Here is a 14,241-nt window from a genome sequence, read left to right on the forward strand (position 1 = left end):
TTTCAGCCTCCTCCTTATGCTTGATGATACTGCTTCAAGAATCGAATATCGTTCGTATAGAAATGACGAATATCGTCCACACCGTATTTCAACATGGCAATTCGTTCTGGTCCCATACCGAATGCGAAACCACTGTATACTTTCGGATCATATCCTGCCATTTCCAATACTCGGGGATGTACCATTCCGGCACCTAGGATTTCGATCCAGCCAGTTTGTTTACATACGCTACATCCTTCTCCGTTACATACTTTACAAGAAATATCCATCTCAACAGATGGTTCTGTAAATGGGAAGAAACTAGGACGTAAGCGAATTTCTCGTCCTTGTCCAAACATCTGTTTCGCAAAACGATCAAGAACACCTTTTAAGTCGCTCATCCGTACGTTTTTGTCGACGTAAAGCCCTTCGATTTGCGTAAATTGGTGGGAGTGTGTCGCATCATCGGTATCACGACGATACACTTTACCAGGGCAAATCATTTTTACTGGACGTTTATCCTCCAAAGCATTCATTGTTCTTGCTTGTACTGGTGAGGTATGTGTACGCATCAATATTTCTTCTGTAATATAGAAGGAATCTTGCATATCTCGTGCTGGGTGTCCTTTTGGTAAATTAAGTGCCTCGAAATTATAATAGTCCGTTTCTACTTCTGGACCTTCGCGCACTTCGAATCCCATACCGATAAATAAGTCTTCAATCTCTTCAACAATACTTGTTAAAAGGTGTGGGCCACCTGTCGGAACAGGTCGTCCTGGTAACGTAACATCAATCGTTTCTTCTTCCAGCTGTTTTTCCAACTCTGCAGCTTCGATAGATGCTTTTTTGCTGTCTATTGCATCCGCGATATTCCCTCTTACCTTGTTAGCTAATTCACCGATTACCGGTCGTTCTTCTTTCGATAATTTTCCCATTCCTCTTAATACTTCTGTGATTGGACCTTTTTTACCTAAATAAGCAACTCTTACATCTTGTAATTCCTTGAGTGATGTTGCATCGTCCACTTTTTGTAATGCTTCTTTTTCTAATGCTTGTAACTGTTCTTTCATTTTGTGAACCTCCTTCATTTATTCAAATCTTTATCCTGACTGCGAAAGCAATAAAAAAAAGTCTCGCCCCCCTAAAAAAGGGACGAGACTGTATGTATCGCGGTACCACCCTTGTTGATATAGTTCACTATATCCACTCAAGTTAAAAGATAACGGTATAAACCGGAACACCTTTACTTGTCAAACAAGGTCCAAGTGTCAGCTCCAGAGTGAAATTTCAACATGTGATCGTTAGAAGCATTTCCAGTCCGTGATGCTTCTTCCCTTGAAACGATAAGTCACACATTTACTAGCTCTTTCGACGCTTTTATAAATGTTTTTACTTCATATAGTATAAGCAAGCATTGCAAATGTTGCAAGTCCAATTGTTTATTTTTTTGCTACTTCATACATAAGAATCGCTGCAGCAATGCTAACATTTAATGATTCTGCCTGACCGTATATCGGAATTTTAACATTTTGAGTGGCTTTTTTCATTAAATCAGGATCAACACCTGACCCTTCATTTCCAACCATTATTGCAAGCTTATTCGGTACTTCTAGTTCATGATAAAATGTTGCATTATCGAGACCTGTTGACCATACTATCGTACCTTCCTGCTGTAATCGATCGATTTCTTCATGTAAATCTGCTTCATAAATATGAAGATGGAACATCGACCCTTGGGTAGATCGAATCACCTTATCATTAAACAAATCGACAGTTCCTTTTCCTAAAATGATAGTGTCAAACCCTGCTGCATCTGCAGTTCGAATCATTGTTCCTAGATTGCCTGGATCTTGTACACGATCTACCAACAAAGCACGTTGCAGTAGTCTTTCTCTTGATTGATTCTTTCTTACTACTGCTAAAATACCTTGAGGCGTTTTCGTTTCCGTTAGAGCTGCCATTACATTATCGGAAACCTCATGTAATGAATAAGCATGCCATTCTGGATTAACCTCTACACCCGTTTGGTAGATAATTTCTGTTAATTCCCAATTACTTTTATGTGCTTCTTCAATGAGATGAAAGCCTTCAATCAAGAATTTCGACTCAATATCTCGCTCTTTTTTCTTTTTTAATTTTCGCCAATTCTTTACTTTTTCATTCTTAACAGATGTTAGCATTTAACTCATTCCTCTTTTTTGATGTTTCTATCATACATATTATCCTTTATAAAGGTCAAACTATAATGAAAAATGTAAAAGATGTGGGGTGATGATATGGATTTAAATTTACGAAAAGCCATCATGTCCAACGTGTCAGGTAATTCTGCTAATGATTTAGAAGCTACTATTGTCGATGCAATTCAAAGTGGAGAAGAAAAGATGCTTCCTGGTCTGGGAGTTTTGTTTGAATTATATTGGCAACAAGCAGACGAATCAGAAAAAACAGAAGTTCTTGATACATTGGAACAGGCTGTTAATCAATAAAACCCAAAGAATTCCGATCATCTAAAAACGATGATCGGAACTTTTGTGTTATGCCTCCATTCGTTTTATCAGTCACTTTCAAATATTTATCAGTCATTCACTATATTTCCATAAGCTTAGCTCTTTCCCTTTTCAAGATATTGCTTTTTCGTGTGATAAATTGTATATTTATAATAGATATATTTTACTAAAAAAGGGAGCGCACTTCAGTGAACGTACAATCCATTTATAATCTAATGCAAATGCAGGCGATGTCTAATCTAACAGGCAATTCTAATAACAATGATACAGAAACTGATTTTAGTCAATTATTGCAATCCTTAATCGGTAATTCTTCCTATATGAATACATCACATAATAGTAAGATTCCTGCTGAATACTTTCTGAATAATCCAGAGATGGCCCAATCAATCAGGTCACAGGTACATACCAATTCCGTTACAGATATATCAAATAATACGGGATTTACTTCTGATGTAACTGCTATTATTGAACAAGCAGCAAATCAGTATAATATCGATCCCAAATTAATTGATGCCGTAATCCAAACAGAATCAAATTATAATCAACAGGCTGTCAGTCATGCTGGCGCTCAAGGCTTAATGCAATTGATGCCTGAAACCGCCAAAGGATTGGGAGTTCAAAACCCATTTGATCCAGTTGAAAATATATTAGGTGGAGCAAAATATTTAAAACAAATGTTGGATCGGTATGATGGTAACAAAACTTTAGCATTAGCTGCGTATAATGCAGGTCCGGGAAATGTTGATAAATATAATGATGTTCCTCCTTTTGCAGAAACACAATCTTATGTACAAAAAGTACTTGGTAAATACTTAGCATAACTAGAAAAACATAAATAATTTGCTGATTTTTCTAAAGAAAAACACGAACATCGACTTGATGTTCGTGTTTTGGCGTATAATAATGTTTGATCAAGCTTAAGAAAAAGTAATATTATCTACCGTATCTTGGTCTAAATTTTTAATAACTTCAACAATTAATTGTACAGCATTTTCGAAATCATCCTGATGTAAAATCGCAGCGTGTGTGTGGATATATCTTGTAGCAATGGTAATCGATAAAGCCGGGACCCCATTTGCTGTTAAGTGAATCGAACCAGAATCAGTTCCTCCACCAGCCAAGTGTCCATATTGATATGGAATTTGATGCTGATCAGCTGTCTCAACAACAAAATCTCTTAATCCTTTATGAGATACCATAGAGGCATCATACAGGATTATTTGCGGGCCATCACCTATTTTGCTATCTGCATCTTTATCTGAAACACCTGGAGTATCTCCTGCAATACCAACATCAACCGCAAAACCAATGTCAGGCTCAATCGCGTATGCAGAGGTTTTTGCGCCTCGTAATCCAACTTCTTCCTGTACTGTTGCAACACCATAGACACGGTTAGGATGATTTTCTCCTTTTAATCTTCGTAAGACTTCGATCGCAATTGCACAACCGATACGATTATCCCATGCTTTGGCCAGTAATAATTTTTCATTTTTCAAAGGAGTAAATTCGAAGTATGGGACAACAGAATCACCAGGTTTAACACCAAATTCAGCTGCTTCTTCCTTACTAGATGCTCCAATGTCAATAAACATATCTTTAATATCTACTGGTTTCTTACGAGCTTCCGCTGAAAGGATATGAGGAGGTTTTGAACCAATTACGCCTGTAACATCTCCACTTTTGGTTAGGATCGTGACGCGTTGTGCCAGCATCACTTGACTCCACCAGCCACCAACTGTTTGAAAATAGACAAAACCTTTATCATCAATCCGTGTTACCATAAAGCCAACTTCATCCAAATGACCAGCTACCATTATTTTCGGACCATTTTCGTCGCCATTCTTTTCGGCGATTAAACTTCCAAGATGATCGGTATAGACTTTGTCAGCATATGGTGAAATCCATTTCTTCATGACTTCACGTGCTTCTCGTTCATCTCCTGGAATTGCTCGGGCATCTGTTAGTTCTTTTAACATCGTTAATTGCTCATAGTTTGACATCAGATTTCCTCCTAGAAATTAATAACCTTGATTTTGTCGTTCAAAGTTAATTTTATTTTTATCCACATAAGCTTTTTTTATATCATTTGCAGAAAAGCCTAATTTTTCGCCTAAAATTAAATATGTATCAAAGACATCTTTATACGCTTCTACTGACTGTTCTTCCTTTAACACAGAAATGGAACGGAAAACATGATGAAACAAGGATGTTAAATCTTCATCACTAGTTTGATTACTTGACTCGTATTGATCTAGTCCTAATTCCAATCCTAATGATAAGATGAAATGGATTCCGTCCACATATTCTTCAGCAATGACAGCCTTCTCACTAGCTGGTTTGACACTCCAATACTTGAAGCACCTGGTTTCATTTGCTAATTCGCCAACTTCTACCAAGAGCGCTAATACCTTTTTATCAAAAACATTTTCGTTTTTCAAATCATGTTGTGCTAAAATATAGTTATCTAATTCTCGCTGCATATCAAAAAGTGTTTGCCAATTCATATTGTTCTCCCTCTAGTTTTTGGATTTATTCTTATATTATAGCATGGTTGGTTTATTTTTTTGAAACCAAAGCATCCATGAATTCGTATGCCTATTTAGAAGTCTTGTATATTAGGAGTTGATTATCGTGATCGTTATTCTTTTTCGTTTTTTAGTAGTTATTGCTATGATTGTATTAATATATACTGCCTATAAATATATCGTTAATCCAAAAAGGAAACTAGAAGTTGCCCAGGAAAAAAGTGAATTCTATTTCCTTGATTATAATGATAATATTAAGAAAAACTTTTTTATTACGTATAAAGGATTTTTATTTGAAGGGGAAAAGTATTTAGGCACAACAGAGGATGCCTTTGAAGTGATTAACATCGTGATGCATACGAGAAATCCAGAGAAATTGAAAGGGTTTGAGCGCAAGGATCTCTATTTCTTAGAGGAAGAAATATTGATTCGTTATCCTCACGCTGATATTGAGTGGAAATATCCCATTAACAAACTACATTTAAAATAATTCAGGCTGCGTTTTGCTGAAAAAAAGTTTGCCATTTAATAATTACCTGTTTTCTTCTGACCAAATAGGCAAGAATTATTACCATTACTACAAGTGGAATTGCATAATAGATGGATATTTCTTGGATCGTTTTACCTAAAGTAGTATAAAAACAAGCAACAGGAATCACCGTTAAAAACGTTGTCCGTAAGTAAGAGGAAAAACTTACGGATTTTTTATATATGCAAAAAGACATAAGGTGGAAGTGAATAAATGGCAACATTCTTAAGAGCATAATTTGAAACGTATTTAACGATAATTCATTACCTAACAACTTTTCTTCCAACCGTTTACAGCGTTTTTCAATGGCAGGTAACAAGTGAATGATCAAATAAAAGATAATGCTCGAAATCATTAAACCGATAATCGAATATATCGTACCAGCTAATAAGCCAAACACAAGCCCACCGGTAATACATAGCAGCAAGACTGGAATAAAAAATAGTGGGCGAAGGATATGAACCATAATAAAAAGCACAGGGGCTACAAATGCATAGCTTTCCATTACTTTCATTTGGCTAAGCATTTCAATTGGCATCATTCATCAGCTCCTTCTAATTAACAATATGACAAGAGACGAGCCTTTATGACAGCCATTATAAGAAAAGCTCAGAGCGCCCGTTTAGAAACTTAGCGACTTCAGCATCAACTGAGATAAAGGAATCACGGTGAGTTTACGAACCGATGATGACTTACCGTAGGGCGATTCGTGAAGTCGCCTAGTTTCTGGGCGTTTGCGTGGACATCTGCGCAAATTTTATACTTTCTTGTCTTATATGAAAAAAATGATGATCAATAACCATTGAATAATGGCTATAAAAGGTAAACCGATTAGAAATAGTGTATGTTTCGTTTTATGTCGACATACATACATCCCGATAGTCGCTCCCAGTGCACCACCAATAATTGCAAAGAACCAAATTCGTCCTTCCGGTATACGCCATTTATTCTTTCTTGCTTTCCTTTTGTCTATCCACATAGTAAACAACGAAATGATATTAATAATTGCTAAGTACACAAACATTTCTTCACACCTTTATCGAGATTGTAGTTGTTGATATAATCTATCTAATTCTGATTCATTTTCTCTGTTAAAAATGATAAGTCCTTCCTCTGTTTCCACTGTAACATAATAACTGGACTTCCCTGCTATAAACAATCTGATCGATTCTTCCGATTTTTCTGTCAGGAATTTTCCCTTTAAACGATTACTCATAGCAAATCCGTTTGTCTTAGCTGTAATCTCTGGAAGTTGGTCTATCTTTTCCACTTTACTAATTTGGTCTAATGGAATATTATCCCCGTACATCCCTTCAATCACTAGTGTGTTATCAACAACTACCATATCATTTTCTCGATAGCCAAATATTGATAAGAAAGCAATAAATATAACAATAATTCCTGTAATAATCCCAATCAGCCAATAGTTTCTTTTGCGTTTACGAGGTACCTCGTATCGCTGTAACCAGAGCGTACCTGCTAATAGTACAATTAGAAAAATAGCCATACCAACCTCAAAGCCATACGGAACAGAAAACACACCTAACAAAAAGGACAATGCTAATAGACTAAACGTAACCGTTAGTAGTTTACCGACCGCTTCTATATATCCGTTCTGTTTTAAGTATGCTTGTTCTTCTTCGGGACGATTAGCGAATCCCGAAAGGAGAAAATAATCTTTTTTCTTCACAACTAAAAACGTAAGCCCACCATAGATGAGTAATGTCCATCCCATGATAATTAGAAAAATAATAAGTCCTTTCTCCACCTGTAACACCACCTTAAAATTTTTACGAATGTGTAGAATAGAAGGTTTCATATTTTGGAGCGGAACTTTAGCAGTCTTATAATAATGGATAACCTGTGCTATTAGCGTATATAAAAAACGGATAACTCTAAACAGAGCTATCCGTCATTCTTAGTTATCGTTATTTTAAAGCAGATTTTGCTTGGTCTGCTAATTGTGCAAATGCTTTTTCATCATTTACAGCTAAGTCAGCCAGCATTTTACGGTTTACTTCAACACCAGCAAGCTTTAATCCGTGCATGAAACGGCTGTAAGAAAGATCGTTCATACGTGCCGCAGCGTTGATACGAGAAATCCAAAGTTTACGGAAATCACGTTTTTTCTGACGACGGTCACGATATGCATATTGACCTGATTTCATTACTTGTTGTTTTGCAGTTTTAAACAATGAATGTTTTGAACCATAATAACCTTTAGCTAGCTTTAATATACGTTTACGACGTTTACGTGTAACTGTTCCACCTTTAACACGTGCCATAATAATTCCCTCCTATAAATCAACGAATCTGTTTTGTTATTTCAATCAATGTCTAGCTCGGAGTGACCAGAAACTAGGCGACTTCAGGAAAGTGCCCTACGATAAGTCATCTTCGGTTCGCAATGCTCACCGTGATTCCTTTATCTCAGTTGCTTCCTTCCATTCGCTACGTTTCTAAACGGTCACTTTCGCTTTTCTACTTTATTTTGGTAGCATTTGTTTAATGCGTTTGTAGTCTCCAGCTGATACAAGAGCGGACTTACGAAGTTTACGCTTTTGTTTTTGAGACTTGTTTGCAAATAAGTGACTTGTATATGCGTGGGAACGTTTTACCTTCCCAGAACCTGTCTTTTTCATTCTTTTAGCTGTTCCGCTGTGTGACTTCATTTTTGGCATTATTACTTCCTCCTTGAAACTAAATCTATTTAACTCAACGCCTGAGCTAGTTATTTCTTTTCGTTTACAGGTGCAAGCATCATGAACATACTGCGGCCTTCCATTTTTGCTTTTTGTTCAACAGTGGAAAGGTCTTTACATTCCTCTGCCATACGTTCTAATACTTTTTGACCTAATTCTTTATGGGTAATCGCACGTCCACGGAAGCGAATAGAGACTTTTACTTTGTCTCCTTTTGTTAAGAATTTACGCGCGTTACGAAGCTTCGTATTGAAATCATGCTCTTCAATACCTGGGCTTAAACGTACTTCTTTCACGTTAATTACTTTTTGTTTTTTACGTGCTTCTCTTTCTTTCTTTTGTTGCTCAAAACGGTATTTACCGTAGTCCATGATACGACATACTGGCGGTTTTGCTTTTGGCGCCACCAATACTAAATCAAGGTTTCGTGTTTGAGCAATGTCCAACGCTTCTTGACGAGATTTTACTCCTAATTGATCCCCATTTGAATCAATGAGACGCACCTCACGTGCACGAATACTCTCATTGACATTCATATCTTTGCTAATAATCAGCCACCTCCGAAATTTAATAAAAGCGTAATGAAACATGATCATTTTAACTAGACAAGTTTAAAATATTCATAAAAAAAGTGTCGGTACACATACTGCACCCACACATCCTAAATTTCATTACAAATAAGTCGGATTTGTACCTGTCAACTACAGTTGTGTGTCAATCAGGTGAGAAGCGGGTGCTTCTACTTGTCTCTAGTGATCATATTTAATTCACTTTATACATATTATCATCTGAAATATCCCATGTCAATAGTTAGCTGAGACAAAATTCACCTCGACTAAAATGTTAATCTTTTTGGATTTCCTCCCACTCTTCACGCAAGATCCCCATCTTAATAGCATCGAAATATTCCCCGTTTACTATACGTGCTTTCCTAATTCTTGCCTCTTCTTTCATTCCAATTTTCGTAGCTACTTTGATCATTCTTGTATTTCCAGACCAAGTAGACATCCCCAAACGATGTATTTTAATAGAACTGAAAATAAAATCAATCCAACGTTTATATGCTTCACTGCCATAACCACCGTTCCAATAGTTGCTATCATATATGACAATTCCCGTTTCAAGCCAGTTTGTCTGTTTATCTACCCAATAGGAACCAACATACCCAATTGCTTTGTCATCACATTTGATCACTAACGCCGCTGGAATTCCTTGCACGATCTCTTGTTTCCAATTCTTTCGGTACTCTTCTTTAGATATGTTCTCTTCTGGAATATATGGTCCATTCCACTTTTTGGCTTCTTGCTTAGGCTCCACGTATTTCCAATAGTAAAGTATATCTATGTCACTAATAGTTGGTTGCTCCAAAGTGATTTTATTCCCTTTGATCCTATCCATATGCAAAAGTTTCCCCTCCTCATTGTGTAGCATAAGAAAAGCGCAGAGCGCCCGATTAGAAACGTAGCGACTGGAACGAATTAACTGAGATAAAGGAATTACGGTGAGTTTACGAACCGATGATGACTTATCGTAAGGCAATTCGTGAAGTCGCCTAGTTTCTGGGCGCTCGGAGCTAGACATCTGCGCAAAATTTATACTTTCTTATCATATAAAATGAGACTTTCGTCATTGAAGATTTGAGGAGCGATTCAATACTAAGTATCCCCACTACTTCACGATCTGACACCAGTTACATACCTTTCATTTTAACATAAAATACCATAATAGAAACTAAATCCAATGAATTCTCCGTAATCGTGCCCAACATTCAAAAAAATGGCCCAAATCACTCTCGATTTGGACCATTCCCTTAGCTACTTACGCAATTTTTTATTTTGAATTTCATCAGTGATCAATGATTTAAATGCATCAAGCTCAATTGTTTCTGAATCTTTTTCTCCGTAGCGTCGGACGTTAACGGCATTTGCTTCTACTTCTTTATCACCAACTATCAAAGCAAACGGAATTTTCGCAGTTTGTGCTTCGCGGATCTTATAACCAATTTTCTCATCACGGTGATCGACTTCGACACGAACACCACTCATACGTAATTCATCTTCTACTTTCTTCGCATAGTCAGCATGGACTTCTGCAGAAACCGGAATCACTCGTGCTTGGATTGGTGCTAACCATGTCGGGAAGGCACCTTTATATTCTTCGATTAAGAAGGCAACAAAACGCTCCATGGTTGATACAACGCCACGGTGGATAACTACTGGACGGTGTTCTTTACCATCCTCACCGATATAGGTTAAGTCAAATTTTTCTGGTGAGTTAAAATCCAACTGGACAGTAGATAATGTTTCGTCCTTACCTAGTGCAGTTTTCACCTGAACGTCTAACTTCGGTCCGTAAAAAGCGGCTTCACCTTCAGCCTCTACGTATTCAAGATTCATGTCATCCATTGTTTCTTTTAATAATCCTTGTGCTTTCTCCCACATTTCATCATTATCAATATATTTTTCAGTATCTTCAGGATCACGATAAGACAAGCGGAAGTAGTATTGATCAATACCAAAGTCTTTATATACATTTTCCACTAATTCCACGACACGAATAAATTCTTCTTTTAATTGATCCGGTCGCGCAAAAATATGGGCATCATTTAATGTCATAGCACGAACACGTTGCAAACCTGCCAATGCTCCTGACATTTCATGACGGTGCATCATACCCAATTCAGCAATCCGTACTGGCAGATCTCGATAGCTGTGTAACTCATGGTTATAAATCATCATGTGGTGTGGGCAATTCATTGGACGTAAGATTAATTCTTCATTATCCATTTCCATCGGAGGGAAATTATCATCTTTATAATGATCCCAATGCCCACTTGTTATATATAATTCTTTACTACCAAGTACTGGTGTGTAAACATGATTATAACCAAGACGCTCTTCAAGATCTACGATATAACGTTCAATAGTACGGCGTATTGTAGCACCATTTGGTAACCATAATGGTAATCCTTGTCCTACTTTCTGTGATACGGTAAAAATACCAAGTTCTTTACCAAGTTTACGGTGATCACGCTCTTTTGCTTCCTCACGTAAACGTAAATATTCATCAAGTTGGCTTTGTTTTTCGAAAGCTGTACCATAAATACGTTGTAGCATTTTATTATTACTGTCACCACGCCAGTAAGCACCGGAAATGCTCAAAAGTTTAAATACTTTTATTTTACTTGTTTGTGGTACATGGACACCACGGCAAAGGTCAAAGAATTCTCCCTGCTCATAAAGCGTTACTGTTTCATCTTCTGGAATAGCATCCAGTAATTCTAGCTTTAATTCATCGCCGATTTCTTCATAGATGGCTTTCGCTTCATTACGACTGACTTCTTTACGAACTACTTCTAAATTTTCGTCAACAATTCGCTTCATTTCTTTTTCAATACGTGGAAGGTCTTCAGGTGTAATCGTTTCGTCCATATCAATATCATAATAAAAGCCATCTTCAATAGTTGGTCCAACACCTAGCTTAACATTATCATACAAGCGTTTAATTGCTTGTGCCATAAGGTGAGCTGTCGAGTGTCTTAAAATATCAAGACCTTCGTCTGTTTTAATCGTAATGATCTCGATTGCACCATCTATCGCTAATGGTGTACGCAAATCGTAAAGCGTATCATCCAATTTAATTGCTAATGCCTGCTTTTTTAGACCCGGTGAAATCGATGCAGCAATCTCTTCACCTGTTGTTCCATGATCAAACGGTTTTACAGTTCCATCTGGGAACGTAATATGAATCTTACTCATTTTCACACTCTCCTTTTTATATTAATGTTGATCACGCCAAACTTTTGAACATTAAAAAACGCCCGTCCCCCTACGAAAAAAAGTAAAGGGACGAGCGTTATACCCGTGGTTCCACCCAATTTTCCACACATAAACGTGTAGCTCATTGACAATCGATAACGATGATGAATCGCTACTAATTACTAGCATAAGCATTCCTTAGTAGTGCTCAGAGGTGGTAATAGAATGCGGTCATACAGGAAGCTTTCAGCCAAGGCTTCCCTCTCTTATCCGTACGCCATACACACTATCATGTCCTCATCTTTGCTTGTTTATTAATGTTATGCGATTTATTATAACGATTGTCAACGAAAAAATCAAGATTCTTTTTCATCAGCGTGATAAAAAGGAAAATATTCTGTCGGATAAAAAGAACATCTTTCTTGAAAAATAGTGATTATCGTATGAGTTCTCGATTCTGCCTGATCTTCCCCATACATAAAAATATGGTTTGGCGCCAACATAATTAGAGGTGAAATATTCCATTCTTCTTGTTCTAATCCGAAAATAAATAATGGAAAACGTGATTTTACTCGTTGTAGATCTTCCATTGTGTAGACTTCCCCATTATCTCTAAAAATGCGAAACCTTTCACCTTGCAATACATGAACAACCTCTTCTTCCGGTGACTTACGTCTGACAAACTCCCTAATCGAGTGAATAAAGTCTTGATATTCTTCTTCTCTCTTAAATTCATCTATTGCCAGACCGACCATTTCCGTTAATTGGTCGATATAGTGATGTAATCTGAAATGAACAATTGAATCAAAGCGGATAAAAGAAGAGTCTATTTGTAAGGAGAAAATTGTCGTTAACGTGTCGCGCAATTCATGTTGATGGATTCGATCCTCATAAACAGATTCATCTTTTTCCAATAATGATCTGGCAATGGTTGTTATTCTCTCGATCTCCTCTTCACTTGAAAAATAATACTTTTTCATTAGTATATGCTGAATCATAGAAGTTTCTCGACACTGAATAAATACCATACTTAACAATGGAGCAAGATGTTTCTTCTTTTCATCCCCATTTAAGTCTTCCAACAAATGGAGTTGCACAAGATTTTTCTTTGTTCGTTTACGTGTAGCTTGCCATTTGTCACTTTGTTTGGCTAAATGATAAAAAACCTCTGCTTCATTGTCATGCTCAAAATATACTTCTAACACATATCATCACCCTCACCACCATCGAACTGGTATATTATATGGGTGATGATGAAAAAAAATAACCTCTGTCCAAGGATTAGACAGAAGTCATGGTTATTCATTAGTTCGATAACGACTCGTCAATTCAATTGGTTTACTAAGCTGGGTAATTCGTTCAATTATTCTTCCTGCTTTGATCGTTTCTACATCTCCTCTGTTGGATGTAGATAAATGATCCTCTAACTGCTCTAAATTATAATTCGAAGTAAAGAAAACAGGCAGCTCTTCCATCATCCGATATTGCAAGATAGCACCAAGCACTTCATCTCGGAACCAGGGTGATATCGACTCAGCCCCAATATCATCAAACATGAGAACTTGCACCTTTTTAAAGCTTTCAATTTTCGACTGAAAACTATCATTTCCAATGGAGGCCTTTATCTCTCTTACAAATTCAGGCATGTAAATAATGTCTGATTGAATGTATTGTTTTTTTAGCTCGTTAGCAATAACACCAAGTATATAAGATTTTCCCGTTCCAAAAGGTCCATGAATATATAAACCACGACGGAATTCCCCTTTGGAGTAGTTTTGCACGAACTCAATAATCTCTCTTATGACCTCCTGACGTTCATAAGAATTACGGTCCATATTTGCTAAGTCAGCTTCTTTAATCTGTTTCGGTATATATAAACTGCGAACTAGTGATTCTTTTTCAAGCTGTGCTTCCTCATGGACTTTATTTTTACATTTTTCGTATCGTAAGGAAATATCTTTGCCGTCGATATCTAAATGAGGCGTATAACCTTTTAGAATATTTTTGCAACCTTCTAAGTTAGGGCAATCCGCACAATTTTTAGATGCCTGTTGATATTCGTATAATTTCATTAAATTACGGTTAATATCTTGCTCATCTATTTCAACATGTTCACTTAATTTTTGTTTGATTTCCGGATCATTGATAACTTTATTTCGTTGCTGGGTAAAATTATCTTTCATTTTTTTATTTTCTTTCATCCATTTTTTCATGGCAGATTGAATTGGTTCCATGATT

17 protein-coding genes and 3 other annotated features are annotated in these 14,241 nt (G+C 36.7%); of the genes, 3 read left to right on the forward strand and 14 right to left on the reverse strand.

Features of this window, described 5'->3' with window-relative positions:
• Nucleotides 1-14: 14 nt before the first annotated feature.
• Together pheS and GHT08_RS11655 are read right to left on the reverse strand one after the other, a co-directional pair.
• The gene (pheS, locus tag GHT08_RS11650) at nt 15-1,049 is read right to left on the reverse strand and encodes a phenylalanine--tRNA ligase subunit alpha (protein WP_163581580.1); all 1,035 of its coding nucleotides are present in this window, start codon (nt 1,047-1,049) and stop codon (nt 15-17) included.
• Nucleotides 1,050-1,124: 75 nt separating this feature from the next.
• Nucleotides 1,125-1,360, reverse strand: a binding site (T-box leader).
• 58 nt (nt 1,361-1,418) lie between these two features.
• Nucleotides 1,419-2,159: a TrmH family RNA methyltransferase gene (locus tag GHT08_RS11655; RefSeq protein ID WP_163581581.1), complete on the reverse strand. Its 741-nt coding sequence runs from the start codon at nt 2,157-2,159 to the stop codon at nt 1,419-1,421.
• Nucleotides 2,160-2,255: 96 nt separating this feature from the next.
• Between GHT08_RS11655 and sspI the strand changes: the two genes are divergently transcribed.
• Both sspI and GHT08_RS22400 read left to right on the forward strand, forming a co-directional pair.
• Nucleotides 2,256-2,465, forward strand: a complete 210-nt coding sequence (sspI, locus tag GHT08_RS11660; protein WP_018931308.1) for a small acid-soluble spore protein SspI — start codon at nt 2,256-2,258, stop codon at nt 2,463-2,465.
• 209 nt (nt 2,466-2,674) lie between these two features.
• Entirely contained in the window at nt 2,675-3,310 is a 636-nt protein-coding gene (locus tag GHT08_RS22400; RefSeq protein WP_272953895.1) for a lytic transglycosylase domain-containing protein, read from the forward strand.
• Nucleotides 3,311-3,406: 96 nt separating this feature from the next.
• Here GHT08_RS22400 and GHT08_RS11670 read toward each other — a convergent pair whose 3' ends face one another.
• Complete coding sequence (locus GHT08_RS11670; RefSeq protein ID WP_018931306.1) at nt 3,407-4,489, reverse strand: M42 family metallopeptidase; 1,083 nt, start codon at nt 4,487-4,489, stop codon at nt 3,407-3,409.
• Between the two features lie 18 nt (nt 4,490-4,507).
• On the reverse strand, nt 4,508-4,993 hold the full coding sequence (locus tag GHT08_RS11675) for a dUTP diphosphatase (RefSeq protein WP_163581582.1): 486 nt from the start codon (nt 4,991-4,993) through the stop codon (nt 4,508-4,510).
• A gap of 127 nt (nt 4,994-5,120) precedes the next feature.
• On the opposite strand from GHT08_RS11675, the gene GHT08_RS11680 reads away from it, so the two are divergent.
• Nucleotides 5,121-5,504 (forward strand): hypothetical protein, encoded by a 384-nt coding sequence (locus GHT08_RS11680; protein ID WP_018931304.1) that lies wholly within the window; start codon nt 5,121-5,123, stop codon nt 5,502-5,504.
• 1 nt (nt 5,505) lies between these two features.
• Here the strand turns inward: GHT08_RS11680 and GHT08_RS11685 are convergent, their stop codons facing one another.
• The 10 genes from GHT08_RS11685 to dnaI form a co-directional block, all read right to left on the reverse strand.
• Nucleotides 5,506-6,084: a TVP38/TMEM64 family protein gene (locus tag GHT08_RS11685; RefSeq protein ID WP_163581583.1), complete on the reverse strand. Its 579-nt coding sequence runs from the start codon at nt 6,082-6,084 to the stop codon at nt 5,506-5,508.
• 231 nt (nt 6,085-6,315) lie between these two features.
• Nucleotides 6,316-6,567, reverse strand: a complete 252-nt coding sequence (locus tag GHT08_RS11690) for a DUF1294 domain-containing protein (RefSeq protein ID WP_163581584.1) — start codon at nt 6,565-6,567, stop codon at nt 6,316-6,318.
• A 12-nt stretch (nt 6,568-6,579) separates the two neighbouring features.
• A complete protein-coding gene (locus GHT08_RS11695; protein ID WP_163581585.1) occupies nt 6,580-7,311 on the reverse strand; it encodes a DUF3784 domain-containing protein in 732 nt (243 codons plus the stop codon).
• 160 nt (nt 7,312-7,471) lie between these two features.
• Nucleotides 7,472-7,828, reverse strand: coding sequence for a 50S ribosomal protein L20 (rplT, locus tag GHT08_RS11700; protein ID WP_018931300.1), 357 nt, complete (start codon nt 7,826-7,828; stop codon nt 7,472-7,474).
• A 201-nt stretch (nt 7,829-8,029) separates the two neighbouring features.
• Nucleotides 8,030-8,224 carry a 50S ribosomal protein L35 gene (rpmI, locus tag GHT08_RS11705; RefSeq protein ID WP_018931299.1) on the reverse strand — a complete coding sequence of 65 codons (195 nt, stop codon included), beginning with the start codon at nt 8,222-8,224 and terminating at the stop codon, nt 8,030-8,032.
• A 50-nt stretch (nt 8,225-8,274) separates the two neighbouring features.
• On the reverse strand, nt 8,275-8,781 hold the full coding sequence (gene infC, locus GHT08_RS11710) for a translation initiation factor IF-3 (RefSeq protein WP_018931298.1): 507 nt from the start codon (nt 8,779-8,781) through the stop codon (nt 8,275-8,277).
• Between the two features lie 83 nt (nt 8,782-8,864).
• Nucleotides 8,865-8,996 (reverse strand) — a sequence feature (ribosomal protein L20 leader region).
• A gap of 92 nt (nt 8,997-9,088) precedes the next feature.
• Nucleotides 9,089-9,643, reverse strand: a complete 555-nt coding sequence (locus GHT08_RS11715) for a GNAT family N-acetyltransferase (protein ID WP_163581661.1) — start codon at nt 9,641-9,643, stop codon at nt 9,089-9,091.
• Between the two features lie 416 nt (nt 9,644-10,059).
• Nucleotides 10,060-12,003: a threonine--tRNA ligase gene (gene thrS / locus GHT08_RS11720; RefSeq protein ID WP_163581586.1), complete on the reverse strand. Its 1,944-nt coding sequence runs from the start codon at nt 12,001-12,003 to the stop codon at nt 10,060-10,062.
• Nucleotides 12,004-12,086: 83 nt separating this feature from the next.
• Nucleotides 12,087-12,316: a binding site (T-box leader), on the reverse strand.
• Nucleotides 12,317-12,359: 43 nt separating this feature from the next.
• Nucleotides 12,360-13,208, reverse strand: coding sequence for a putative sporulation protein YtxC (locus GHT08_RS11725; protein WP_163581587.1), 849 nt, complete (start codon nt 13,206-13,208; stop codon nt 12,360-12,362).
• Nucleotides 13,209-13,301: 93 nt separating this feature from the next.
• The gene (gene dnaI, locus GHT08_RS11730; RefSeq protein ID WP_163581588.1) at nt 13,302-14,237 is read right to left on the reverse strand and encodes a primosomal protein DnaI; all 936 of its coding nucleotides are present in this window, start codon (nt 14,235-14,237) and stop codon (nt 13,302-13,304) included.
• Nucleotides 14,238-14,241 lie beyond the last annotated feature (4 nt).

Source organism: Gracilibacillus saliphilus (assembly GCF_010994085.1).
Classification (GTDB): domain Bacteria; phylum Bacillota; class Bacilli; order Bacillales; family Amphibacillaceae; genus Gracilibacillus; species Gracilibacillus lacisalsi.

What these genes read in the sequence shown, in the direction of transcription:
- GHT08_RS11715 (WP_163581661.1), bottom strand. Translation starts at nt 9,643, where the DNA reads ATGGATAGGATCAAAGGGAATAAAATCACTTTGGAGCAACCAACTATT.
- infC (WP_018931298.1), bottom strand. Translation starts at nt 8,781, where the DNA reads ATGAATGTCAATGAGAGTATTCGTGCACGTGAGGTGCGTCTCATTGAT.
- GHT08_RS11655 (WP_163581581.1), bottom strand. Translation starts at nt 2,159, where the DNA reads ATGCTAACATCTGTTAAGAATGAAAAAGTAAAGAATTGGCGAAAATTA.
- GHT08_RS11690 (WP_163581584.1), bottom strand. Translation starts at nt 6,567, where the DNA reads ATGTTTGTGTACTTAGCAATTATTAATATCATTTCGTTGTTTACTATG.
- dnaI (WP_163581588.1), bottom strand. Translation starts at nt 14,237, where the DNA reads ATGGAACCAATTCAATCTGCCATGAAAAAATGGATGAAAGAAAATAAA.
- GHT08_RS11675 (WP_163581582.1), bottom strand. Translation starts at nt 4,993, where the DNA reads ATGAATTGGCAAACACTTTTTGATATGCAGCGAGAATTAGATAACTAT.
- GHT08_RS11685 (WP_163581583.1), bottom strand. Translation starts at nt 6,084, where the DNA reads ATGATGCCAATTGAAATGCTTAGCCAAATGAAAGTAATGGAAAGCTAT.
- thrS (WP_163581586.1), bottom strand. Translation starts at nt 12,003, where the DNA reads ATGAGTAAGATTCATATTACGTTCCCAGATGGAACTGTAAAACCGTTT.
- pheS (WP_163581580.1), bottom strand. Translation starts at nt 1,049, where the DNA reads ATGAAAGAACAGTTACAAGCATTAGAAAAAGAAGCATTACAAAAAGTG.
- rpmI (WP_018931299.1), bottom strand. Translation starts at nt 8,224, where the DNA reads ATGCCAAAAATGAAGTCACACAGCGGAACAGCTAAAAGAATGAAAAAG.
- GHT08_RS11670 (WP_018931306.1), bottom strand. Translation starts at nt 4,489, where the DNA reads ATGTCAAACTATGAGCAATTAACGATGTTAAAAGAACTAACAGATGCC.
- sspI (WP_018931308.1), top strand. Translation starts at nt 2,256, where the DNA reads ATGGATTTAAATTTACGAAAAGCCATCATGTCCAACGTGTCAGGTAAT.
- rplT (WP_018931300.1), bottom strand. Translation starts at nt 7,828, where the DNA reads ATGGCACGTGTTAAAGGTGGAACAGTTACACGTAAACGTCGTAAACGT.